Annotated in this window: 20 protein-coding genes, 2 tRNA genes and 2 pseudogenes; 5 read left to right on the forward strand and 19 right to left on the reverse strand. The window is 62.6% G+C overall.

The features are described 5' to 3' along the window. Positions 1-2 precede the first annotated feature (2 nt). The 13 genes and pseudogenes from BE0216_RS02110 to BE0216_RS02165 all read right to left on the reverse strand — a co-directional run bounded on the left by BE0216_RS02110 (position 3) and on the right by BE0216_RS02165 (position 11,613). Positions 3-1,814: an AMP-dependent synthetase/ligase gene (locus BE0216_RS02110; protein WP_094636142.1), complete on the reverse strand. Its 1,812-nt coding sequence runs from the start codon at positions 1,812-1,814 to the stop codon at positions 3-5. A gap of 14 nt (positions 1,815-1,828) precedes the next feature. After that, complete coding sequence (locus BE0216_RS02115) at positions 1,829-2,608, reverse strand: M23 family metallopeptidase (protein WP_226805675.1); 780 nt, start codon at positions 2,606-2,608, stop codon at positions 1,829-1,831. A 222-nt stretch (positions 2,609-2,830) separates the two neighbouring features. After that, a tRNA-Asn gene (locus BE0216_RS02120) sits at positions 2,831-2,906 on the reverse strand. 44 nt (positions 2,907-2,950) lie between these two features. Next, positions 2,951-3,023, reverse strand: a tRNA-Asn gene (locus tag BE0216_RS02125). A 169-nt stretch (positions 3,024-3,192) separates the two neighbouring features. After that, complete coding sequence (gene tsaD, locus BE0216_RS02130; protein ID WP_094636141.1) at positions 3,193-4,236, reverse strand: tRNA (adenosine(37)-N6)-threonylcarbamoyltransferase complex transferase subunit TsaD; 1,044 nt, start codon at positions 4,234-4,236, stop codon at positions 3,193-3,195. Continuing rightward, the gene (rimI, locus tag BE0216_RS02135) at positions 4,233-4,757 is read right to left on the reverse strand and encodes a ribosomal protein S18-alanine N-acetyltransferase (protein WP_094636140.1); all 525 of its coding nucleotides are present in this window, start codon (positions 4,755-4,757) and stop codon (positions 4,233-4,235) included. Before rimI ends, tsaD begins: the two co-directional genes overlap by 4 nt. A 9-nt stretch (positions 4,758-4,766) precedes the next feature. Further along, on the reverse strand, positions 4,767-5,591 hold the full coding sequence (gene tsaB, locus BE0216_RS02140) for a tRNA (adenosine(37)-N6)-threonylcarbamoyltransferase complex dimerization subunit type 1 TsaB (RefSeq protein WP_094636139.1): 825 nt from the start codon (positions 5,589-5,591) through the stop codon (positions 4,767-4,769). Then, entirely contained in the window at positions 5,588-6,169 is a 582-nt protein-coding gene (tsaE, locus tag BE0216_RS02145) for a tRNA (adenosine(37)-N6)-threonylcarbamoyltransferase complex ATPase subunit type 1 TsaE (RefSeq protein ID WP_094636138.1), read from the reverse strand. The genes tsaB and tsaE overlap by 4 nt, the downstream gene beginning before the upstream one ends. Then, entirely contained in the window at positions 6,169-7,149 is a 981-nt protein-coding gene (holA, locus tag BE0216_RS11925; RefSeq protein ID WP_226805676.1) for a DNA polymerase III subunit delta, read from the reverse strand. Before holA ends, tsaE begins: the two co-directional genes overlap by 1 nt. 172 nt (positions 7,150-7,321) lie before the next feature. Further along, a pseudogene (locus tag BE0216_RS12115) lies at positions 7,322-8,887 on the reverse strand (ComEC/Rec2 family competence protein); the annotation flags it as partial. Continuing rightward, positions 8,884-9,081 (reverse strand): annotated as a pseudogene (locus tag BE0216_RS12290) (ComEA family DNA-binding protein); the annotation flags it as partial. The pseudogenes BE0216_RS12290 and BE0216_RS12115, both read right to left, overlap by 4 nt. A gap of 674 nt (positions 9,082-9,755) precedes the next feature. Beyond that, positions 9,756-10,457, reverse strand: a complete 702-nt coding sequence (locus tag BE0216_RS02160; RefSeq protein ID WP_094636134.1) for a response regulator — start codon at positions 10,455-10,457, stop codon at positions 9,756-9,758. 1 nt (position 10,458) lies between these two features. Further along, positions 10,459-11,613, reverse strand: coding sequence for a sensor histidine kinase (locus tag BE0216_RS02165; RefSeq protein WP_094636133.1), 1,155 nt, complete (start codon positions 11,611-11,613; stop codon positions 10,459-10,461). A 259-nt stretch (positions 11,614-11,872) separates the two neighbouring features. Here BE0216_RS02165 and BE0216_RS02170 point away from each other — a divergent pair, with 259 nt between their 5' ends. Genes BE0216_RS02170 through BE0216_RS02185 form a run of 4 tightly spaced genes read left to right on the forward strand, consistent with a single transcriptional unit; the run spans position 11,873 to position 14,782 of the window. Further along, the gene (locus tag BE0216_RS02170) at positions 11,873-12,688 is read left to right on the forward strand and encodes a hypothetical protein (protein WP_094636132.1); all 816 of its coding nucleotides are present in this window, start codon (positions 11,873-11,875) and stop codon (positions 12,686-12,688) included. Next, positions 12,675-13,376: a hypothetical protein gene (locus tag BE0216_RS02175; RefSeq protein ID WP_143249265.1), complete on the forward strand. Its 702-nt coding sequence runs from the start codon at positions 12,675-12,677 to the stop codon at positions 13,374-13,376. Before BE0216_RS02170 ends, BE0216_RS02175 begins: the two co-directional genes overlap by 14 nt. Positions 13,377-13,388: 12 nt before the next feature. Next, the gene (locus tag BE0216_RS02180) at positions 13,389-14,090 is read left to right on the forward strand and encodes a hypothetical protein (RefSeq protein ID WP_094636130.1); all 702 of its coding nucleotides are present in this window, start codon (positions 13,389-13,391) and stop codon (positions 14,088-14,090) included. Positions 14,091-14,101: 11 nt separating this feature from the next. Then, complete coding sequence (locus BE0216_RS02185) at positions 14,102-14,782, forward strand: ABC transporter ATP-binding protein (RefSeq protein ID WP_094636129.1); 681 nt, start codon at positions 14,102-14,104, stop codon at positions 14,780-14,782. 81 nt (positions 14,783-14,863) lie between these two features. Here the strand turns inward: BE0216_RS02185 and leuS are convergent, their stop codons facing one another. The 3 genes from leuS to BE0216_RS02200 all read right to left on the reverse strand — a co-directional run bounded on the left by leuS (position 14,864) and on the right by BE0216_RS02200 (position 20,301). Next, entirely contained in the window at positions 14,864-17,809 is a 2,946-nt protein-coding gene (gene leuS / locus BE0216_RS02190) for a leucine--tRNA ligase (RefSeq protein ID WP_094636128.1), read from the reverse strand. Between the two features lie 78 nt (positions 17,810-17,887). After that, on the reverse strand, positions 17,888-18,838 hold the full coding sequence (locus tag BE0216_RS02195) for a magnesium transporter CorA family protein (RefSeq protein WP_072724205.1): 951 nt from the start codon (positions 18,836-18,838) through the stop codon (positions 17,888-17,890). A 170-nt stretch (positions 18,839-19,008) separates the two neighbouring features. Then, a complete protein-coding gene (locus BE0216_RS02200) occupies positions 19,009-20,301 on the reverse strand; it encodes an Mbeg1-like protein (RefSeq protein WP_094636127.1) in 1,293 nt (430 codons plus the stop codon). A 128-nt stretch (positions 20,302-20,429) separates the two neighbouring features. Between BE0216_RS02200 and BE0216_RS02205 the strand changes: the two genes are divergently transcribed. After that, the gene (locus BE0216_RS02205) at positions 20,430-21,683 is read left to right on the forward strand and encodes a class I SAM-dependent methyltransferase (protein ID WP_094636126.1); all 1,254 of its coding nucleotides are present in this window, start codon (positions 20,430-20,432) and stop codon (positions 21,681-21,683) included. Between the two features lie 21 nt (positions 21,684-21,704). Here the strand turns inward: BE0216_RS02205 and BE0216_RS02210 are convergent, their stop codons facing one another. The 3 genes from BE0216_RS02210 to BE0216_RS02220 all read right to left on the reverse strand — a co-directional run bounded on the left by BE0216_RS02210 (position 21,705) and on the right by BE0216_RS02220 (position 24,315). Continuing rightward, positions 21,705-22,745 (reverse strand): hypothetical protein, encoded by a 1,041-nt coding sequence (locus tag BE0216_RS02210; protein ID WP_143249264.1) that lies wholly within the window; start codon positions 22,743-22,745, stop codon positions 21,705-21,707. 261 nt (positions 22,746-23,006) lie between these two features. After that, entirely contained in the window at positions 23,007-23,411 is a 405-nt protein-coding gene (locus tag BE0216_RS02215) for a pyridoxamine 5'-phosphate oxidase family protein (protein WP_094636124.1), read from the reverse strand. Positions 23,412-23,544: 133 nt separating this feature from the next. Continuing rightward, positions 23,545-24,315, reverse strand: a complete 771-nt coding sequence (locus BE0216_RS02220; protein ID WP_226805677.1) for a DUF1287 domain-containing protein — start codon at positions 24,313-24,315, stop codon at positions 23,545-23,547. Positions 24,316-24,355: the final 40 nt, after the last annotated feature.

A 24,355-nucleotide genomic window follows, 5' to 3' on the forward strand; every position in this document is an offset into this window, starting at 1 on the left:
AACTACTTCTTGCCCGCGTAGATCACCGTGTCGATGAGCTCGCGGTAGTGTTCGGTGATCGCGGCGCGACGGGCCTTCAGGCTCGGCGTCACCATGCCGTTGTCCTCGGTGAACTCATCGGGCACGATCTCGAATTTGCGGATGGATTCGGCGCGGGAGACCAGCTCGTTGGCGGCGTTCACGGCGCGTTCCACCTCGGCGTAGACGATCGGGTTCCTCGCCGCCTGGGCAAGGTCCTCCATCTCGGTGGCCCCTTGGGCTTTGAGCCAGGTGTTGGTTTCCGCCAAATCCAAAGCCACGATGGCCGCGATGAACGGCTTGCGGTCGCCGAGCACCACGCACTGGTTCACCACCGGCGAGGTCATCACGGAGGCCTCCAACATGCCCGGAGAGACGTTCTTGCCGCCTGCGGTGATGATCAGATCCTTCTTACGGCCGGTGACCGTCACGAAGCCCTCATCATCCAGATCGCCCAGATCGCCGGTATGCAGCCAGCCGTCGACGATCTGCTGTTCGGTGACCTCAGGCTGGTTGTGGTAGCCCGCGCACACCTGTGGGCTCTTGAAGCACAGTTCGCCGTCCTCGGCGATGCCCACGGTCACGCCCTGCAGGGGCAGTCCGATGGTGCCGATCTTGTAGCCTTCCGTAGGGTTCACGTTGGTCGGCGCGCAGGTTTCGGTCATACCGTAGCCTTCCAGCAGCGGAAGTCCCACGCCGTTGAAGAAATGCGCGATGGACGAGTCGAGCGGCGCGCCGCCGGACACGGCGTATTCCACATGGCCACCGAACACGCTCATGATGGAGGAGTAGACCAGCTTGTCGTACACCGCATGCTGCAAGTTCAGCAACAGAGGCATCTTCTCGCCGGACTGCTGCACCGCGGACCATTCCTTGGCCACGACGGTGGCGTTCGCGAAAATGCGTCCCTTGATGCCCGAACCGGCCTTCTGGGAGGCGGCGTTGTAGATCTTCTCGAAAATACGCGGCACGGCGAGGATGAAGGTGGGCTGGAAGCTGGCGAAATCGGCCAGAATGGTTTTCAGATTGCTCGACAAGCCCAGAGAGACGTTGCCGGCGAAGCAGAAGAACTGCATGTAGCGTGCGAACACATGCGCGAGCGGCAGGAACAGCAGCAGCCGGCGGTTCGGTTTCATCGCGATGTCGGGCATGGAGTTGATGCCGGAGTAGGTGATGAACACGAAGCTGCCGTGGCTCAATTCGATGCCTTTCGGCGTGCCCGTGGAGCCGGAGGTGTACACGATGGTCGCCAGATCGCTTCCCTTCACCGCGTGTTCGCGTTCGTAGAACTCCTCGGTGGTCACGCCGCGGCCGTATTCCTCGATGGTGTCGATCGCTCCGTAGTCGATCACATACACGTCGTCGAGGTTCGGACATTCGCCGCGTACGGATTCGATTTTGTCGCGCTGCGCGTCGTTCTCGGCGAAGGCCATTTTGACGCGGGAGTCGTTGAAGATCATGGCGACCTGCGCGGCGGAGTTCGTCTCGTACACGGGCACGGTGAGCGCGCCGATCGACATGATCGCCATATCGAGGGCGGTCCATTCCCAACGTGTTTTGGAGATCACGGATACGGCGTCCCCGGGCATGATGCCGCGCGCGATCAGTCCTTTGGCGATGGCGATCACCTTGTCGCGAAATTCCACGGCGGAGAACGACAGCCAATCGCCGCCGTCCCCCTTGTATTCCACCAGCGAATCCTCAGGTGTGCGTTCCGCACGGTGTTCGAGCACCGAGAAGATGTTCTGGTCGTAGTCGATGGGGGCCGCCAGAGGGCGGGTGTATTCCTTGAGCATGCTGCTCCTGTCTCTTACGTTATGCTCCGTCTCGCATTGTATAACGACCCAGTGCTGAAGAAGGTGGAATCATCTGTTAAGCGACCGGTCGAGCGGTGGGCTTTGAGGGAGATGACCGTACGCGCCGTATACGCGCCCGGATCCAGATAATCATCGGCGCCGCGTCGAAGCCCCCAATGCACGCACCGGTTTCCGCAATGGTCCGATCCTCCGCCCGTCACGGCGAATCCCTCGCCCCGCCGCACGCTTGTGCCGACCTTCAGGTCGGTGGTGGCCGGTTCGAAACTCGAGAGGATCGTGCCATGGCGTACGCTGACCACATCCTTACCCGCCACCACGCCGGCGAAGCTCACCACGCCATCCGCGGGAGCGAGCAGCGCCGTCCCCTCTTCGGCGAGCAAATCCACACCTCGATGGCCAGCGGACCACGTCGTGGGAGGCCTGCGGAACTCCTGTTCGAGGCTGACCTGGGCCACCGGCCAATCAAACACGGACTGGCAGCGCGACTCGTCGGAGGAACTGGAGACGCTCATATCGACCGCCAATGCCGTGAAGGCGATGGGGGTCGCCGTCCCGCAGTCCTTCCGCTCATCGGCGAGCATGTACCGCTCTTGCCCCGCACCCGTGGCAAGGATGCAGGTCAACAGCACCACCATCACAGCGAATATCGCCAAGGCCGACGTCAAGGCGCGGAGCCGCTCCTCTTGGACCCGTCGGCGTTCGTATTCGAATCGTGTTTTTCTGGCGCGGCTTTGGTCGTGGCATTCGCCGCATCGCCCGATATGTCGGTTCATCGTCATCGCTCCTTGGGGTTCTTGTGGTGGATTCACGTGTTCGCCGTGATGTCGTGATTCCACTGTGAGCAATGCGACGCTCCGTTGTCCACTCGAAACGGGTTATGTGGTTCCAGCCTTCGAGTTATCCACATTGCCCTTCGAGGGTGTCGCCGCACAAGACGCGCGCCGCCGACCGATATTGGCCTGAAAACAAGAAAACCCCTGAAATTCAGGGGTTTATGGCTCCTGCGACTGGGCTTGAACCAGTGACCGTCCGATTAACAGTCGGATGCTCTGCCAACTGAGCTACGCAGGAATATTCAATTTTCTCGACCGGAAACCGAAATCTCCGATCTCGAGCTCCTGCGGCTGGGCTTGAACCAGCGACCGTCCGATTAACAGTCGGATGCTCTGCCAACTGAGCTACGCAGGAATATGTTCCCGTGCGGTCGATTTCTCTCGCGCACAAGTCACATAGCTTACATGATTTGCCCTCAAATGCAAATCAACGCACCTCGGCATGTCGCAGCATCGGAAGCGAGCGGTTTCGCTCCCGACATCCCGAACCATCAACCGGACGATTAACGGTTCGATGCGCGCCGCTACAGCGAAACCGTGGTCAGCGGCATGGACGAGTCGATGGGGAAATCCGGTCCGCTGGGGGCGATGCCCGCCTCCACGAGGTTCACGCCGAGCATGGCGACCATCGCGCCGTTGTCGGTGCAGAGTTTGAGTTGCGGAATCCGCACCTCGACGCCATGTTTCTCGCCGTATTCGAGCAGTTTGGCCCGCAGCTGCGAGTTGGCGGAGAATCCGCCGCCCACGATAAGCGTGTCGGAACCGTACTGTTCGCATCCGCGCATGGCCTTCTTCGCCAGCACGTCGGCCACGGAGTCGGCCAGAGAGGCGCACACGTCGTCCACGGGGATGTCATGGCCCAAAGCCTGTTCGGTTTCGATCCAGCGCGCCACGGCGGTTTTCACTCCGGAGAAGCTGAAATCATACGGATGCGCCGCGCCGGCCTTGCCCTGCGTCAACCCCTGCGGCACGCGGATGGCGTGCGGGTCGCCGGCCTGCGCGTGGCGGTCGATATGCGGACCTCCCGGATAGGGGAAGCCGAGCAGGCGCGCCACTTTGTCGAAGCACTCCCCCGCCGCGTCGTCCAAGGTGGTGCCGACCACGTCGATTTTGCGCGCCACATCCTCCACATGCAGCAGGGAGGTGTGCCCGCCGGAGACGATCAGCGCCATCGTATCCGGCGGGAACGCGCCGAATTGCAGTTGGGTGACGGCGATATGCCCGATGACGTGGTTCACGCCGTACAACGGCTTGTTCGCGGCCCATGCCAGCGCTTTGACGCCGGAGACGCCCACGGCGAGGCATCCGGCCAAGCCCGGCCCCGCGGAGACCGCGATCGCGTCCACGTCGGCCAAGGTCATGTTCGCGTCGGCCAACGCCTTGGACACGCAGGGCACGAAGGCCTCGGCGTGCGCGCGCGAGGCGATTTCGGGGATCACGCCGCCGTAGCGCGCATGCTCCTCCATGGATGAGGCCACGACGTTCGAGACGAGCTCGCGTCCGCGCACGACGGCGGCGGCGGTTTCGTCGCATGTGGATTCGATGCCGAGCACGATCGCTTCGCTCATTGCGCCGCTCCTTCGTTCCTGTGTTCCTCACGCGCGAATCCCACCATGCGCGGAGCCAATTCCACGCTCATGGTGTACGCGTCGATGCCTTCGGGCTGATAGTACCGTTTGCGCAACCCCATGCGTTCGAATCCGAAGCGATGGTAGAGGGCCAACGCGGGTTCGTTGTCCACGCGCACCTCGAGCAGCATGCGCCGCGCGCCCTGCCGTGACGCCTCGTCCAGCAGACGCCGCAGCAACGCGGCGGCGATGCCCTTGCGCTGGTGGGCCTTGCCGACGCCGATGGTCATGAGTTCGGCGTCCTCGCCGTCGTACCAGAATCCGGCGTATCCACGGATGGCTGAGGGCGATCCGGTCGGGGCGTCGGGCTCGATATCCACGACATAGGTGCGGGCGGGCGCGTCCAGCTCCTCGCGCACCATGCGCTCGCTCCATGCGCCGCGTCCGAACAGTTCGGCCTCCATCGCGGCGATGGCGCGCACCGCCGTATCGCGGTCGATCGTTTCCAATTCGGCGATCATGCGAATCCCTCAGGCCTTGTCCGCGCCGGCGTGGCCGAGCACATGCTTGAGCGGGTTCGGAATCTCCGCGTCCGGGCGGCGCAGATACAACGGCTCCACGGGAGCGTCCGGCCGGAGACCATGCGCGAGCACGGCATCCTCCCAGAAGATCGACAGTCCCTGAGCTCCTTGGTCGAGCACGGATTCGTCGCTGATATCACCCAGATGCTCCATCCGCTCAAACACGGAGGCGTATTTCGCCGCGCCATGGCCGATCACGTCCACCACGACCTGCGCGCCGGGATGTTCCTCGGCGAACGCACGCACGGCGGCGTTCACCCGTTCCACGATGTTCTCCGGATAGTCGATGTCCATGGCGATCAGCGCCTGGACGGGCCGCTTCGAAGTCAATGAAGCCTGTTCCAATTGAAAATACAGTTGTTTGCGCCGCGCGTCGTTCACAGCCAAAGTCAGCACATGACGGCCGCCGTCAACGGCGTCGCCCAACGTGCCGGCCTCGGAACGGCGGATCAGGTTCCATTGCGCTTGGGCGGACAACACGTCGTGGCCGATCAGCGTCGCTCCTGTGGCGAAGGCCAGCGCCTTGGCCGCCACGACGCCCGCCCTGAGGCCGGTGAACGGCGCGGGACCGGTGCCCACGATGATTTCGTCCAAATCGGCGGGCTTCAGTCCCGCTTCGGCGACGGCGCGGGCGATATTGGCCTGCAAACGTTCCACATGCGTGCGCGAATCGGTTTCCGTGATCGGCTCGCGACCCACGATGCCGACGGTGGAGCCATAGGAGGTGTCGATGACCAACGTATTGGTGTTGGACTGCTCTCCCCGTTCGGTCATTGCCGCTCCTTGCCGATGTCGTCGAATGATGCGATACGCGATTGCCAGTCGCTGCCGACCGGAACCAACGTCACGATTCTAGTCCCCTCGCTGGTCGGCGCGCCGCCCGCCTCCCGAGTCATATCCAACGGACGCTCGATGTGGATTTCGAGACGTTCGGGGGCCAAGGCCGCGGCCATCTGCTCGCCCCATTCCATCAGCACCACGGTGTCGTCGCTGGGATCCTCGAGCTCTTCGTCAAGTCCTAAGGATTCGAGTTCGTCGAGCAGCCGTTCGGCGCTGTTCTGTCCGGGCGCGTAGGCGTTGCCGCCAAGACGGTACGCGTCCACATGCACCAGATGTGCGGCGGTGCCGTCCACGAACCGTCCGTCCAGTTCGCGGGCGATGGTGAAGGTCGGCGACACGATAGGCCCGTCGATGCCCAACCCCGCGCCGAATCCTTGCGCGAAGGTGGTTTTGCCCGCGCCCAGAGGGCCGGACAGCAGCAGCACGTCGCCACCGCGGACCATATGTGCGATTCGCATGCCGAATCCGCGCATCGCCTCGTCGGTGGGAATGGAGTGGGAGAACTCGCTCATCAGGACGCCCGTCCTTTTCCGGCGATCAGCATAATGGACTGTTCCAGAGCGTAGACGGGGTCGCCGCCGTTGGTTTTGCTTTGCTCATCGGCCCAGGCCAATGTCCGGATGCAACGCCCGAGCCCTTCGGAGGTCCATCCGGAAAGTTGACGCATGGCGTTCTTCAGCACCCACGGATTCGTTTTGGCCTCCGCCTGCGAGATCGTGCCCGCCTTCACGGCCGAGGCTTTGGCCATGGTGCGCAGTTTCATGGCCAGCGCGCCAATCAGCGCGATGGGGTCGATGCCCTGCTCCACGGCCGAACGCATCATCACGATCGCGTCCGCGGCGCGCCCCTCCATGGCCTTGTCGGCCACATTGAACCCGGTGACCTGAGGGTTGGCGGTCAGATACTGGTTGACGCGGTTCAATCCCATGGGATTGTCGTCGAAGTCGAAGCATAATTGGTCGCACATGGCGGCCAGTTCGCCGGTTTTGCCCGCCAGCACGGAAACCAGCTGCTGGGCGGCCATCGGGTCGACGCGCCGGCCGTTGCGGTCGAACCGTTGCAGCACGAAGTTCAGCTGCGCGTCGGCGCGTTTGAGGTCGGGGACCTCCTCTTTGCCGGCGCCGGCCTTCACCAGCTGGTCGATCAGGCGTTTGCCTTTGACCCCGCCCTCATGCTGGCAGACAACCACGCTGGAGCCGGCCGGATCTGCGCAGGCCTGCTTGCAGTAGTCGACCAACGCGTCGGCGAGCTTCTCATCGGCGTTCTGCACGTTGAGCAGTTTCACCACGGACACGTCGGACAGCAGCGAGGGGCTCACCGCCTCGTCGAAGGCGTACCGGTCGGCGTGCGTGGCGTCCAGTTCGATGAGTTCGCTGCCTGGACGCGCGTTCAGAGCCCGCTGGCACAGGTCCCGCACGGTCTGCTCGTTGAGATAGGCGTCGCCTCCCGATACGATGCGCACCGGGGCGTTCGCCGCTGCTGTTTTGGCCATAGTCTCCAATCTCGCCGTATCGCTGGACAAGCACGCGTTCCGTCTCATCGAACCAGATCGCCAGTCGATTGCGCCATGTGGCGCCGATACGCTCTCCGGGCAGCCCTGGCTGCGCGACCCGTCGGCGTTTCCACCAGCGGGCGCAGACGACCATGCCCGATGCGACTGCGGCTTCCACGATGATCATGGAGACCGCGCCGGCGACGCCGGAGCTCCATGGCAGGGTCACCACGTCGGTGCCGCCGAGCCAGACCGCGGCGCGTTCCATCACTATGGTGCCGCATGAGGACAGCCACGCGCATCCGTAGGCCAGTTCCGGGCTCGCCCATGCGGCCAGCAACGCCACCAATCCCGTGATGGTCGACCATCCCACGACGGGGGCGACCAGCAGGTTCGCCGCCACCGACAGGATGGGCAGTTCGGGTTCCATAAGGATTTGTATCGGCAGGGTGAACAGTTGCGCGGCCACGGTCATCGCGACCATCTGAGCCAAGGGTTTCGGCATGGCCGTGCGCAGCGCTTTCTCCAACGCCGGCGAGCAGATGACGATGCCCAGCACGGCCGCGCTGGACAACGCGAATCCATAGCTGCGGGACATGGCGGGGTCGGCCACGAGCACGATGACCACCGTCCAACTCAATGCGCTGATGGGTTGCGAGCGCCTGCCCAGCGCCACGCCGGCCGAGGCGATCAGTCCCATGATGAGGGCGCGTGTGACCGAGGCCGAGGGGAAGACCAGGGCGGCGAGCGCGATATAGGTGGCGGCGAGCAGGGCCGCACGTATGCGTCGGTCGAGCAGCAGCCATGAGCCCAGTCGGCGCGTGAGTTCGGCGATGAGGGCGAAGTGCCCGCCGGATACGGCCATGAGGTGCATGATGCCGGCGCGTCGGAACTGGTCTTCCAGTGTGGCGGCGTAGGTGTCGTCGATGGCGGGTCCTGCGCCGTCGTCGATGTGGTCTTGGCCGAGCAGTCCCAGGGTGAGGCCGGGCACGAGCACGCGTCCTTGGTCGGAAAGTCGTTCGGTGACGGCGAAAAAGGCCTCCTGTATGGCGGTGGCCATTGTGTCGGCCATGCTTGGGTCACGGATGCGGCGTACGGGATCGGTTCCCTGCACGTTGAGCCAGAGCGCCACGTTTCCCCAGTCGGCCGGGGTGATGGTGCCGGTGAATGCGATGACGGCGCCGCGTGTCAGCCCCGCACAGTCTTCTCCGGTGGCGTATACGCGTATCGATGCGGTGGATGCGCGGCGTACGATGCCGTCGTCGAGGACGCGGGTTTGGGCCGTGGCCTGGCAGTCGTAGCCGCGCCGGTCGGCGGCGGTGACGGGTTCGTCGATGTGGGCGTGCACGGTGACGGTGGCCGGTGTCCCGCGCGCCTGTATGGAGGCAGGGTCATGCCATGCGTGCAGGTCGAAGGCGAGCGTGGCGATGCCCGCGGTGATCGCGGCGCATATCAGCATCGTCGCCATCGCGCGCATATGCGGTTTCAGTGGGATGGCGGGAACCGCCATCACGCCTGCCGTGACTCCCGCCATCGCGCATCCCGCGACGCCGACCGTAAACGTCGGCGGCATCGGCTGCGCGACCGCCCATTCGAATGCCGTGTGCATGCCGAGGCTTGCCGCCCACATGGCGATGGCGACCGGCAGCATCCGCCAGTCGCGGCTGCCTTGCTCCCGTTGGAATGCTGGCATGCCGCGCCGCCGCGCGCGTTCCGTAGGTCGTGTGGTTCCGTTCATCGCACCGTCACCTGCGCCCGCATCTTGTCCAGTGTTTTCATGCCGATGCCTTTGACGTCGAGCAGTTGGTCCACGCTGGTGAACCGTCCGATGCTGGCGCGGTGGTCGAGGATGCGTTGCGCGATCGCCGGTCCCACGCCGGGCAGGGTGTCCAGTTCCTGCGCGTCGGCGGTGTTGAGGTCGATCAGACCATCATCCGTGGGATTCGAGTCCGGCGTTTCGGACTCGGATGGAGTCTGGTTCTCCGTCGGGGGTTCATCCGTGGAGTTCGTCCCACTGGTGCCGTTCGGACTGGAGTCGGTCGCTTCGTCTTCGGAGCCGTCGGATGATTCGTCCGCTTGCCTGTCTTGCGCATCCGTGGATGCGTCCGGGAGTCGCGCGATTGTCTGCGAGGCCGTGGAATCCTGCAATGCGGCCATATTCGCGCCCTGCTGCACCAGCAGGGTCAGACTGGCGCATAACGCGGCCGTCAGTATGAGAACGGCGGTCAGCATATGCCGGAAGATGAATCGTATCCGAGGCTGGGTGCGCTTGCGGCGGGCCCGTTCCGTTCGCCCGTCATCCGGACGGACACCGACCAAATCTTCCAACGCCACCCGATTGGCGTCGGATCTCGATGCACGGGCAGGCGGAGGCGGCGGAGGGGGAACGTCACCGCCTCTCCGCTGTTGCGTCAGGTCGCGCAGCCGCGTATGCGCGTCCCGTTGGATATGCGAAGCGCCCATACTCCCACTGTGGGGGAGTCATGGGCGCTCTGTCCAGTCGAACGGGGTGATGTGGTTCCAGCCTATGCGGTTATCCACATCGGCGATGCAGCTTGGCGACGCATGCATCCAGTAGGAACACGGAGCCACACAGCCTGCGGACGTTATTCCGCCTGATTGAGCCAGATGGCCGATGCATGACGCACGCTGTTCGCGTTGAGCTTGGCAACGATATGCTGCATATGCTTTCTGACCGTGGCATCAGCGATTCCCAGCAGATCGCCGATCTCCTGATTGCTCATGCCTCGTTCCGCCGACAACGTGATGATTTCCTCCTCGCGCATGGTGAGCAGCAGATTGAGGGAATGGTCGTTTTTCAGTCGCAGATGCGCCATCTGGGCCGTATCGAATCCGGGAAGCGCGCCTCCGGCGGCCACTACTCGCATCGCCTGCGCGATTTCCTGGTCATCGCTTTTCCCTATCAGTCCCTGCATGCCGCAGACCGAGGCTTTTTGCCGATACCAGTTCAATGAGAAACTGGTGATTCCCAGTATGGCCGGCCGCGTGGATTGGGCGCGTATCCGTCGGCATACGCTGCTCCCCTGCAGTCCTTCCAATGACATATCCACAACCAGCAGATCCGGCGTCTGCCGAGCGTCGCAGCATCGTCCGATGGCGTCCTCGCCTCGCTCGACCGTCCATATCACCTGCGATGGCGCCAGATGCTGTTCGACCAGTTCCTGCAGGGAAAGCAACGCTCGCCTGTCATTGTCCAACAGGGCGATACGATAACTGACCGGATACCGACGGAACCGGCCGTCGCGGCCTTCAACCGAATCACCTGCCCAAGCATTCCGGTCATTCATATCATTCGCCCCCTTCTGCGATCATCGAAGCCGTTTTCCCCGGAATGAACACATGCAACCGCCATTGTCCATCGGTTTCCCCAACATCCATCGAGCCATGATACTCCTCGCATATCATGCGCCGCCAGCGTTCCAACCCGGTGCCACCGGGAAGGTCCATCGCCGTGCCTGTGTCTGGGCAATCGTTGACCGCCATTATCGCCGCGCCCTCACGCCCCAGTTCCACCGAGACCTGATAGCCGCCTTCCGGCTGCGAATGTCGCATGATATTGGAGAACACCTCGTTGAGACAATCGACGGTGGCGTTCTGCCGCACACTGTCCAACACGGCGGGATGCCGTACGACATGAACATTGCTGACCCCTTGAAGGCCAATCTGACACATGCGACGATCATGAACGCGCAACGCGTCGGTAAGCCTGGTAACGAAGGATTCCCAATCTGAATCGATGGACGGCGCGGAGGATCCTTCGTCCAGCTTGTCGATGATTTGGTGCACCGAAGACAACGCCGTCAACGCCGCGTCCCCCACTTGTCTCCAATCGTCGTTCTCCGACCGTTGATGTGCCTTACGCACGATAAACGACAGGTCTCCCGTCACCGAATCATGGATGTTTCGCGCAATCCGTTCGTTATTGCGCATGCGTTCGACCTGCGCCGCATGATTCTCCATTCGCCGTTGCATCTCGAAATATTGTTTATGCCATCGAAGCGAACACCCCATAAGAGCGGCCAATATGTCCATGATCACAAACGACGGATATGTTCGGATATCCATTCCATAGGTGTTGGGCAGCAGATTCTCCAAGAGTTGCACGCAACTGCATACTACGAGCATGAGGGCAGCCGAACGGTTGGTGATTTCATATGCAAGAACCGCAATAGCCACCAGATTACCGAAATAAGAAATCGACGCAACATCCGTGAACAAAAAATACAGCAACGGATCGGACATGAGCAACACCACGCTGGCAGTCTTAGGCCACCAAGGAATAACAAGCAGCAGAACAATATACGCAGCGCAGACGATGGAGGACAATACGCTCAACGTCTCCAGCCAAGCGACGGTATATAAAGTCAACGCCGCGGCAAGCGCGGCGACGACGATCAGCGCTTTTCGGCCTTGCGGCGGATTATCACCCGCCTTGTTTCCCATACTCACCATTCTCTCCGATTCGCCCGCGGACCATCGCAGCGTCCAAGGACAAGATGCCGTCGGATGTGTCCGTCGTATTCAACCCCACAACCACCAATACTACGTCTGGAACCGTTCGCCGGCGCTTCCACCGTAGAACGATCCGCGCACGGATGGGAAGCAATCATGTACACGTTTCGCGTATGCCCGCGGTGGTCTTCCCCGCAAACGCTCCCTAGAGTGAAGTCAGGTAGCGATGACGCTTCACCAAGGAGGGGACATGATCACACGATTGTGGAAAGAACAATTTTGCGATGGTTGCCGCAGCGTGCGATGGATTGCGGTGCTCATCGTTTCCATCGCCTTGCTGGTCGTGCAGCAGGTCACATCTTTCCCCAGTGTCTGGCGGCTGCCCGATATCGGACCGACCTTTCTCAATTACATGCTTCTCTTCAACTATTTCGGCTCGGGAACCCATCTGTATCTGTTCCTCCTTCCGTTTCTGGCGGCTCTGACAGGCGGCAGCATCTATGCGAATGAACGTCATAACAATCGGCTATCCCTGTTGCAGACACGTATTCCAAGACCGCTGATCGTGCGTTCATCGCTGGTTTCCGGTTTTCTGTTGGGCGGCCTGGGAGGATCCGCACCATTGATGCTCAGCTTGCTGGTCGCGGTCGTCAGAGAGCCCCATATGCGGTTTGTGGACGGGCATTTCACCAACGACGGATCATACCCGTTGATCACATTCGACTCGTGGGTGTACGGATTCTACGAGCGGAATCAGGTCGCGCTGCTGGCGGCCATATTGCTTTACGTATTCGCGCTCTCGGGATTGCTGGCATGCCTGTCCATATGCGTATCATTCTGGACACGGCATCGGTATGTGGAAGTCATCGTTCCTCTGGTGCTGTCGTATACCGTGTGGATGGCCACCAACGGAACGTCTCTGGCCGGTTTGAGCTTTATTGATTTTCTGAGTGTCCGCGCGGCGAATCAAGCGTGCAGCCCCCTAGGGGCAACCGTCACGTTACCTGCGCTGATGATTCTGATAGCGGCGTGCTATCCGTTGGAGGTGCGTCGTGAAGCATGGTAATGTTCTCATGCCGCTTGCCAGAGCCGTTCCTTTGGCGAAGTTGGCCATGCTCGCCTGCACGGCACTGGCGATCACGACCTATACGCTGTCTTATGCGCGCCCTGATCTCGAGGGCCGTTGGCAGCAGGTCATGCTGAACACCAACATACTGGGATACAATCTCATACCGCTGTTTCTGCTGTTGCTCTGCTTTGGTTCGACGCGATTCTCCAGTTTCGAGCGAGTGCGAACCGATCCCCGCTCAGAGTTGAGGCTCAACCTGATATGGATGCTGGTTGCGGCGCTGCTTACCTCACTATTGCCCGCGCTGGCCGCCATCATCGCGTGGGCGATAACGCCACAGACCCCGTCCGCTTTCCTTTCATCTTCGCTCGCGCCACTGCCATTGATCATCGCACAAGTGTTCATGGAATTGACAGCGATAGGTTTGGCAGCGTTTCTACCCATCAGCGCCGGCATATCATGGGGGTTTGTCGCGCCTCCATTCATCATTGTGTTTGCTTTGGCGGATTGGGTGTTCAGCGCAGCCGCTCCCCGTGTATTGGACTGGCTTTTTCTGTTTACGCTTCCCGTTCACACCGCATCGCAACTGATACAGGAACGAGTGCTGCCGTTTCTCGTCCTCTTCGCGATGCTCATCGCCGCCAACGCGATCGCACATGCTCGACGCGATCATCTCAAGGAATAGCGAGACGATGATATGCCGCACCATACGCTTGCCATCAGAGGACGAACCGTTTACCGCACGCTGCTCGGCATACTGTATTGCGCGCTGATGGCACGATTCGTCCTGTCGCCGGATCCCGCAGTATTCGTGGGCGCGCCGCATATCGCCGAATACGCCGGCGTCACTGGTATGGAAGACAATCTTGGATTTATCGTATTCATGCTGTTCGGCACGCTGCTCTCGCTTGGCCAGCCTGCCGAATATCTTATGAGGCCGAATCCATTCGTATTCATACGCCGTGGACGAAGCTGGGGAAGATTGGCGAAATGTCTCACCACGACCGGCGGCTACTGCGTGGTATTCGCCGGCGCGCAGCTTGTCATCACCGTGATGCTCTTCGCCATGCTGCCTGCCGAGGCCTTCCCCTACCACGCGCGCGGCTTCTCTTCCGCTGCTCTGGCGGCGGGTGCGATCTGGGCTGCCTTGATGCTGCTCATTCTGCTGCTCAACGACATATTCGCCACACTGGTTGGCCACCGTGAGCAGGGCTGGCTGTGGATTTTGGCGATTGTGGCCTTGTGCGCCATCCTGCCCGCCATACAGCATGCGCTTATGGACGCGAACCCTCTCGCCATACCCAATTGGGTGCTGCTATTCCCCTTGGTGATAGCGGCACTGGTCATCGCAATCGCCATCGCTTATCAGCATACGGAATTACTCACATCACACCTATAAGGAGATCTCTCATGTATGTGAACGTCGACAACGTATCGAAAACCATTCGGCGCAAAACAGTGCTCAACGCCGTAAGCGCACAATTCGAACGCGGCAAGGTATACGGCATTCTCGGGCCGAATGGTTCGGGCAAAACCATGCTGCTTAGAACCCTCTGCGGCTTCATCAAACCAACCGGCGGCTCCATAACCATCAATGGAACACCCGTGACCTTTAATCGCAAGCTGCCTGAAAACATCGGCATCATCATCGAGACGCCGGGATTCACCCCGTCACGGAGCGCAATGGACAACCTGCGGTATCTGGCGGATATCAACCATGCGTTCGATGCGACGGAGGTTGAACGGCTGATGCGGGCGTTCGGCCTTTGGGATCATCGCGACGACAAGGTCAGATCGTATTCCCTGGGCATGCGGCAGAAGCTCGCCATCGTGCAGGCGTTCATGGAGCATCAGCGACTGGTGCTGTTGGATGAGCCGACCAACGGCCTCGACTGGCGTTCCGTGGAACGGTTCATGGAGGAAGTGAATCATCAGCGCGAGCAGGGGCATACCATCATCATCGCGTCGCATCATAACGATGAGCTTGGCGGCATCGTGGACGACGCCCTGCTCATGGGCAACGGCATGATCGAACGGCGGGTGGCACCGGATGAGATCGCTTCGCTCTCGCTTGACCGAGCCGTGCGATAAGACAAACGAAATCATGACCGGCGTGCCCCTATGACCTCGGAAAGGTCATAGGGGCACGCCGGTCAACGGAGGAAATCGCGCTTATTCGGCGGGCACGATCGAAACGATCTTCGGCGCCTTGACGATCACCTTGCGCGGGGCCTTGCCGCCCAGACGGTCGGCGACGGCCTCGAGCGCGAGCCGTTCCAGCTCGGCCGGGTCGATGTCGGGCGCGACCTCGAGCTTGGCGCGCACCTTGCCCTTGATCTGCACCACCGCGGTGACGGTGTCCTGGCCCACGTACCGTTCGTCGGCGACGGGCCACGGTTCGGCGGACAGGGATTCGCCGTGGCCGAGCTTGTTCCACATCTCCTCGCAGATATGCGGCGCAATCGGCGCGAGCATGAGGATCAGCGGCTCGACGGCGGCGCGCGGCACGGCGTCCAGCGAAGTCAGATGGTTGTTGAGCACGATGAGCTTGGCGATGGCCGTGTTCGGACGCATGGCCTCCATCTCCACGGTCACGTCGGCGATCGTGTTGTTGAGCAGCTTGAGCGTCTTCATGTCCGGCTCGTCTTCGCTCACACGCACCTCGCCGGTGGTCTCGTCGACCACGTTGCGCCACAGGCGCTGCAGGAAGCGCATGCCGCCGACCACGTTGCGCGTGTTCCACGGGCGGGACTCGTCGAGCGGCCCCATGCTCATCTCGTACAGACGGAAGGTGTCGGCGCCGTAGTTGTCGTACATGTCGTCCGGCGTGATGATGTTCTTCAGGCTCTTGCCCATCTTGCCGAACTCGCGGTTCGCATGCTCGCCGTTCCAGGTGAACGTCGGCTCGCCGTTCTCGTCGGCCGGCCCCTCCACCACTTCGGCGGCGGGCACGTACTGTCCGCGGTCGTCGGTGTAGGCGTAGGCCTGGATCATGCCCTGGTTGAACAGCTTGTGGAACGGCTCGGACGAGTTCACATAGCCCAGATCATAGAGCACCTTGTGCCAGAAGCGCGAGTACAGCAGGTGGAGCACGGCGTGCTCGACGCCGCCGATGTACAGGTCCACGCCGCCTTCGACGCCCGAATACCGGTTGTGGTTCGGCCCCATCCAGTAGTCGTATTCCGCGCCCTCCACCATATGTTCGGCGTCGGTCGGGTCGATGTAGCGCATGTAGTACCAGCAGGAGCCGGCCCAGTTCGGCATGGTGTTGGTGTCGCGGTAGTAGGTCTTCACGCCGTCGCCCAGGTCGAGTTCGACCTTCACCCAATCCTCGTTGCGGCTCAGCGGCGCCTCGGGGTTGGATTCGGCGTCCATCGGGTCGAAGGTGCGCGGTGAATAGTCCGGCACGTCCGGCAGATTGATGGGCAGCTGGTCGTCGGGCAGCAGGTGCGGGGTGCCGTCCTCGCCGTAGACGATCGGGAAGGGCTCGCCCCAGTAGCGCTGGCGGGAGAACAGCCAGTCGCGCAGGCGGTAGGACACGGTTCCCTTGCCGACGCCCGCGGACTCCAGCCACGCGTTCACCTTGTCGATGGCGTCGTCGACGCGCAGTCCGTTGATGCTCAGCGGCTCGCCGTTGGCCTTGGTGGCTTCGACGGCGGAGTTGATCACGATGCCGTCGTGGCTCACGAACGGGGCCTTGCCTTCGTAGTCGGCCAGATCATCGCCGGATTCGGGCAGCGGCTGGACGGTGTAGATCACCGGCAGGCCGAATTTGACGGCGAAATCGTAGTCTCGCTGGTCGCCGCCCGGCACGGCCATGATCGCGCCGGTGCCGTAGTCCATCAGCACGTAGTCGGCGGTGAACAGCGGCAGCTTGGCGCCGGTGATGGGGTTGACGGCGTACAGGCCGGTGAACAGGCCGGTTTTCTCGCCGGCCGCGTCCACGCGGTCCTTCGCGGTTTTCGCCTCGGCGGCCTTGCGGTAGGCGGCGACGGCCTCGAGCGGCGTGGCATAGCCGCCCTTCCACATTTCGGGAGTTTCGGCCGGCCACTCGGCGGGCACGTCGGCCAGCAGACGATGCTCCGGGGAGACGACGGCGAAGGTGGTGCCGAACAGGGTGTCGGGACGGGTGGTGTAGATCTCCATATCCTTGACGCCGGCCGGGGTGTCCACGTCGAAGTGCACGGAGGCGCCGTGGGATTCGCCGATCCAGTTGCGCTGCATGAGCTTGACCTTCTCCGGCCAGTCGATGCCGTCGAGGCCGGCGATCAGACGGTGGCCGTAGGCGGTGATGCGCATGGACCACTGGCGCAGCTCGCGCTGGAACACGGGGAAGTTGCCGCGTTCGGACTTGCCTTCGGCGGTGACCTCCTCGTTGGCGAGCACGGTGCCCAGGCCCGGACACCAGTTGACCGGCGACTTGGAGATGTAGGCGATGCGGAAGTCGTTGAGCACGTCGGCCTGTTCGGCCTGGCTCAGTTCGCCCCAACTCTTGCCTTCGAAACCGGGGATCGGGCGGGAGCCGTTCTCGAACTGTTCGACGAGTTCGGCGATCGGGCGCGCCGCGCCCTTGCCGCCGTCGCGGTTGTCGGCGGTCTCGTCGTACCAGGAGTCGTAGATGCGCGAGAAGATCCACTGCGTCCAACGCACATAGCCCGGGTCGATGGTGGCGAAGCTGCGACGGTTGTCGAAGCTCAGGCCCATGCGGTGCAGCTGGCGGCTCATGTTGGCGATGTTCGCCTCGGTGGTCACGCGCGGATGCTGGCCGGTCTGCACGGCGTACTGTTCGGCGGGTAGGCCGAAGGCGTCGTAGCCCATGGCGTGCAGCACGTTCTCGCCCTTCATGCGGTGGTAGCGGCTCACCACGTCGGAGGCCAGATAGCCCAGCGGATGGCCGACGTGCAGGCCCTTGCCGGAGGGGTACGGGAACATGTCCATCGCGAAATACGAGGGGCGTCCCTCGGCGTTGCGGCCCTTGCCGTCCTTCAGGTCGCCGTTCACGTTCGCGGCCCAGAAGGTGCCCTCGTCATCCCAGATCTTCTGCCATTTGGTCTCGATGTCCTGCGCCAGACGCGCGTTGTAGCGGTACATCGGTTCGTCGGTTGCGTTCTCACTCATAACTCAGCAAACTAGCCGCGCAACTGGACACATGGCGACCCCGCGGACCGGCGTGTGGGACGGCCCGGCTTCGACCGGTCACTTGAACAGGCGCGAACGGGTGAGGAACCACGTCACTACGGCCGATATCGCCATGGACAGCACGATGACGAGCGCGAATCCCCACGGCTTGTCGGTGAAGGGCATGCCGAGCATATTGCCGTCGAAGTTCATGCCGTACATCGAGAAGATCAGCGTCGGAATCGACAGGGTGATCGAGATGATGGTGAAGATGCGCATCACGTTGTTCAGGTTGTTCGACACCACGGAGGCGAACGCGTCGGTCATGTTCGCGAGAACGCCGCTGTAGATGTTCGCCATCTCGATGGCCTGCTTGTTTTCGGTGATGACGTCCTCGAGCAGATCCTCGTCCTCCGGATACTGCTTGATGCGCGAAAGCGTGGTCAGCTTCTCCATCACGATCTCGTTCGATTTGAGCGAGGTGGTGAAGTAGACCAAGGTTTTGCTCAGTTCGAGCAGCATGAGGATCTCGCGGTTCTGCATGGAATGGCGCAGCTTCAGTTCCAGCTTGTCGCTTTCGCGGTCGATGATGCGCAGGTAGCGCAGGTACATGGTCGCGTTGCGGTAGAGAATCTGCAGGATGAACCGCGAGCGCATATACGTGTTGAAGCCGCGGATCGTGCCTTCCATGAAGGGGTGCAGCACCGGGGTGTCCTGCATGCAGACGGTGATGATGAGCTTCTGCGTGATGATGATCGACAACGGGATGGTCTCGTACCAGTCGCGTCCGTTGCGTTCCTCGACGGTGGGGATGTCCACGATGATCATCGTGTAGTCGTCCTCCACGTCGACGCGCGAGCGTTCCTCGTCATCCAGGGGGGCGCGCAGGTCGGCCAGGTCGATACCGGTCTGGGAGGCGACGGTGGCGAGCTCCACGTCGGTGGGGTCGCTTAAACACAACCACGCACCATTCTCCGGTTTCTCGATCTGCTCCACCTGACCGTTCATGGTGCTGAACATCCTCAACATCGTCTCTCACCGCCTTCCGATACGCGTACCGTCTCGTCTTCTCTTCGCTATCGCCCTTATGCGCGACGCACGCCCGGCGGCCGTTCCACCGCGGCCGCGTCTTCTCGTCACATAAGCCATCCTTAAGAATAGCCCCTGCGTGCCGACTTTGCCCGCGCCCGCGGAGGAATTCAGTCTCCGTTCACCTGCGCCGCGTCGGATTGCTGCGTTTTCGCGCCGTCGCCGACCCGTTCGCCCAGCGAACGCACCGCGGTGGCGGGGAACGCCTTGACGACGTCGGCGAGCAGGGCGCGCGTGGACGGGTCGGTGCGTCTGGCGGCTTTGGCGATCTTCGGCAGAGCCTCGCTCCAGTGCGCGGCGAGTTCCGCGAAGGTCTCGTAGCCCGCGGCGGCGAAGATGCCGTAGATCTGGTCGATGGCGCGTTCGCGCTGCTCCTTGCTAAAACGGTCCAACCAGATGTCGATGGTCTGGTCGAGGAAGCGCGCGCTCGCGTTGAGTTCGGGCACGGTGTCGAATCCGCCGTCGTCCGCGACCCGCCAGTTGCGTCCCATATGCTGCATGATACCCACGGCGTCGGCGGCGACCACCGTGTAGTCGTCCGTGGTTTCGAGCAGCATGCCGATCACCGAGGATTCGGGCACGGTGCTGTCGATCAGCCGTCTCACGGCGGCGAAGGTCTCTCCTTGCATGAGTTCCGCGGGCAGTCCCGGACCGTCATGGGTGAACACGCGTTCGATGCGGCCGAAGGCGGTCTCGTTATCCCGCGCCAGCATCAGCGCGGAGTAGACGGCCAGATTGCCGCCTTTGGAGTGGCCTCCGACCATGAGACGCGATCGCGCGCCCTCGCCTGACCCGGCGGCGAGCGCGGCGAGATAGTCGGCGGCCGCGATCTGCGAGGGCACCGGGCAGCGCACGGCCATATTGAAATCCTCCTTCCATCCGACCAGCGTGCCGTCGGTGCCGCGGAAGGCGACGTACAGCATGGGATCGTCCTCGGCGCGCAATCCCGCGCAATCGGACAGGTCGAAGGTCATGGCCGCGAACTGGGTCTCGCTGTCCGTGTCCGTGCGTTCGCTATAGCCGCCCACGCGCAGGTTCCGCCATCGCGGGCTTTCCGCCACCGCGACCAGCAGCTGGCGGCGGTAGTCGTTCACGTCTTTGGATCCGGTCACGAACATGTCCGGATAGTCCTCGGCGCGCAGCAACGCCGTGATAGGAACACCCGGCATGATGCCCGTCCCCCGCTCGGACGTGCCCCGCTCCCCGCGATCCGACGGGGTGGCGTCCCGTCCGGCGATGTCGCCGGATGGCGCAGATCCGCCGGCGTGCGCGGCGAACACCGGCACCACCCGAGGCATGCGGATGTAGGCGAGTTCGGACAATATCAGCGAGTCGACCGCGCTGAACGGCAGTTCGGCGAAGCTGCGGAATTCCACGCGCGCGTAATCAAGTATGGTGCCCATGCCCTCCACTGTAACGCGAACGGAATATCACGTCGCCGATGGACGTTTCCCTCCGGCCTCCGACCCACGCACATGCCCTTCGCGCGGTCGGCCCATCCGCCGCGTATGGCGTCCCATACAATGATGGGGTGAATATTTCCGACGAGACGCTGGCGTTCATCCGCCGGCACCGCACCGAGAACGTGCGCGATCTGGCGTTGCGCGCCAAACGCGGCGAGGGGTTGGATCTGCCGTTCGCGCTCGACCAGATCGCCGGATGGCAGACCGCGCGCGCCAAACTTCCCGCATGGGCGGCATGCGATGGGGTGTTGTATCCGCCGCATCTGTCGATGGAGCAGTGCTCGTCGCAGGCCACGGCCGAATACAAGCGGCGGGTCGCGCGTCGGCTCGTCGCCTCCGACGGGTCGCGTCGAACATCCATGGCGGATCTGACCGGCGGGTTCGGCGTGGACTGCTCGTATCTGGCGCGCGAATTCGACGATGCCGTATACGTCGAACGTCAGGCGAATCTGTGCGCGTTGGCCGAACATAATATGGCCGCGCTCGGTTTGGACCATGTGCGCGTCGTCAACGGCGACGCCGAGGATTTCCTGCGCGGGATGGAGCCGGTCGACCTCATCTTCCTCGATCCCGCGCGGCGCGACGCGCATGGCGCGCGCACCTACGCCATCCAGGATTGCGCGCCGGATGTGCTCGGCCTGTGCGACGCTCTGCTCGGCAAAGCGCCGCATGTGATGGTCAAGCTCTCCCCCATGCTGGACTGGCATAAAACCGTTGAGGATTTCGCGGGTCTCGTGGCCGAAACGCATATCGTCTCCACGGCCAACGAATGCAAGGAGCTGCTGCTTGTGCTGTCGCGCGAACGCCACGCCACCCCACGCATGGTCTGCGTCAACGACGACGAGGTGTTCGAACCCATATCGCCCATATCCGACATGTCGGATGGCGAGGGTGCCGCCGCCCGGCGACGCTCCGCATCGCGCGACCGCGAACTTCCCGACCCCGCAGATCCCGCTTCGTGGCGGTATCTGTACGAGCCGAACGCCTCGATTATGAAGGCGGGCTGTTTCGCGCAGCTGTCGGCGCTGTTCGCCGTATGCCAGATCGCGCCGAACAGCCACCTTTTCGTCGCGGCCGAACCGCAGGCCGGATTCCCCGGCCGCGCGTTCGTCATCGACGATATCTGCACCATGAACAAGCGCGAACTCAAGCGGACGCTCGGCGGACTCACGCACGCGAATATCGCCGTGCGCAATTTTCCGCTCAACGCCCCGCAGTTGCGCGCCAAACTCAAGCTCAACGACGGCGGCGACGACTATCTGTTCGCCACCACCGACTCCGCCGGCGTCCATCGCGTCATCCGCACCCATAAACTCGTCTGACCGTCGAAGACATCGGAGGCGTCAGAAGGGAACCTCGTCGTATTCCGGCTCGATATGGTTCACCGTGACCGGCACCGGCGAGTATCCGCGCTCAGCGCGCCGCTGCGCCGACATGGTGCCGCCGCACTCGTATCGGTCCGCGCCGTTCGACGGATACGACCAAGCGTCATCCCTATATGATGAGGCCGCGTTGTTCGTGACGAACGAATCGAATCCGTATGGGTGGCGAGCGCCGTCGTGATGGCGTTCGAACAGTTCCAGCTCGTAGTCCGAGGGTTCGGGAATCTCGAAGCGGAGATTGTCCGTGTCGTTCCATGGGTTGGAGGCGCGCAGATGCTCGCGCAGCGTATCGAGGTCCTTTTGGAAGGGCGTCGAGATGCCGCCATCCTGCCGAAGGACCGCACGTTCGAGCATGTTCAGATATTCTCCCTGCTGCAGCCATTCCTGATAGTCGCCGGAGCGCTGCTTCAACGTTTCGATGAGTTTTTCCAGCCGGTACGCCGCATGCATCTCCCGCTTACGCCGTTCGCGGTCCTCCTGATACCGGCGTTCCTGCTCTCGGCGCTTGCTGCCGAGATCCAAGGAGTCGAACACTTTGCCGAGCCGATCCTCGATGTGGGTGCGGTCGGAATCCTTGCATGTGCGCTGATGCCATTGGGAGACTTCGCTGCGTATCGCCAGCGTCAGTACGCCTGTGCCGGCGAATTCATAGTTACGCGCGTCCATCCATGCCGGGCATTCGCCCGTCTGCCCGGGTTTGCGTGAGAACGGCTCCCGCGCGGGCATGCCGGGCTGGGAGGATTCGCTGATCTGCATGAAATATGTCACGTCCTCCTTGCGTATCGCGATATGCGCCCAGGCCAGATCCTCCTGATGCTTGTCCATCATCTCGGCGTCATCCGGACGCAATACGGCGTATCCGCGGCGCATGCCCTCGTCGGCGATCAGCCGGAGCAGTTTCTCCACACGCGGCACCTGTTCCTCGGACACGCGTTGGGTGTCCACATCATCGAGGAAGCGCCTCACCCACGGGTTGTCCTCCATCTCGTTCGTCTCGTCCATGTTCACCGCCTGCCTTTCCTTGACTTTCCCGGCGCAGGGCCGGGAACCGGGCGTCTTCGCCCGATCGCAGACAGCATCGCATAGTCGTTCCGCCGCGTGCAAGCGCCCTGAAAAACCTGTGGATGGCGGTGGACAACTGCGCGCTATCCACCGCCATCCACAAAAGCGGAGCACTCTCCACGCTCCACCCGCCCACGGAAACGAAACGACCCGCGGGCTTGCCGCCCACGGGTCGCCATCGAATGGAACGGAACCGTCTAATCAGTCCTTGACGATGGTTTTTCCGGCGTTGGCGCCGGCGGTGAGGTCCTGGATCTCGGTGACCTCCAGCACGGGGATGACGGCCGGCTTCTTGGTGCCGTTCTCCTCGGCCACCTTGACCTGGGCGTCGTAGATGTCGTCGTCGACGTGCAGCGCGACGTCGCCGCGGAAGCGGTAGCCCGTCTTCGTCTCAAGATTCGCGACGGCGATGACCAGCTGGGAGCCGTCCAACAGGTTGCGGTACATCTGGCCGGCGGTGCGCTCGTGGTAGGCGATGTGGTTGTCGTCGAGCACGTACATGCTCATCTTCGGCCCCAGATCGACCTCGCCGTCCTTGGAGACGGTGGCGACCCAGCCCAGATTATTCTCGATGAAGGTTTTCATCTCAGCGGTGAGTGTTGCCATAACAGGCTCCTTTCAAAGCTCGTCCCTCCAGACTAGCGAACATCCCCAAGGATCGCGCGGGTTTCACGGCGAGTGTGACGAACCTCACCACCCTCCGTCCACCCGGATTCGCCCTTCCACCGTCCGCGGTTCTTCATTCCCGCCATGCCCGCAGCACGGATTGGGGTACCTGGCTCGTATCCCACCGGTAATGTCCTGTGACGGCCATATGCGTCGTGAACGCGAGATAGTCGTTCTCGCGCTGTTCCTGACCCATGTTGTGGTTGACGAACGCGGTGCCGGACCGGTCGCGCTTGTCGGAGATGACGCCGATGTGTTTGACCGTTTGGAACACGACGATGTCGCCCTGCTGCCATTGCGCATGGTCCGTGGTGTCCGTGGTCAGGTTTTGCGCGTATTTGCCGAAGAACACGTTGAGCACGCCGGCGCGTCGGAAATCGATATTGGGATCCGGCGTGGAAACCACCTCGGCGTAGGCCGTGGGGTCGGCCGCGATATCGGCGTCGACCATGGCTTTGAGGTCGTAGCCCGCGTTGGCGAACGCGCGCCATACCACGTCGGTGCACGCGCCGCGGTCGTCCGGAGGATAGCCGCCGTCGTAGTAGCCGGAATCGTAGGTGGGTTTGGCGGCCGAATCGGCCTGCGCGCCTTGGCGGATGTCGGTGTAGTCATCGATGCCGTCGCCGTCGTAGTCGACGCCCGACGTGAGTTTGGGATATCGGGAGTCCGTCTCGCTCTGCGGCGCGGCGACCATGCCGTCCACCGGCGGCACGCCGCCGAAATGCCGCCACACCAGCGTTCCCGCCACCACGACGATCACCACGACCACGGCCATAACGGACACCGCCACAGGCCAGCGGCGCGTGCGCGGAACTCCCCCACTCATACCGACATGCTGCGCCATATCCCTCATTTCATCATTCGTCACATCGTATCAAGCTTGG

Origin of the sequence: Bifidobacterium eulemuris (genome assembly GCF_014898155.1) — a bacterium.
Classification (GTDB): Bacteria; Actinomycetota; Actinomycetes; order Actinomycetales; family Bifidobacteriaceae; genus Bifidobacterium; species Bifidobacterium eulemuris.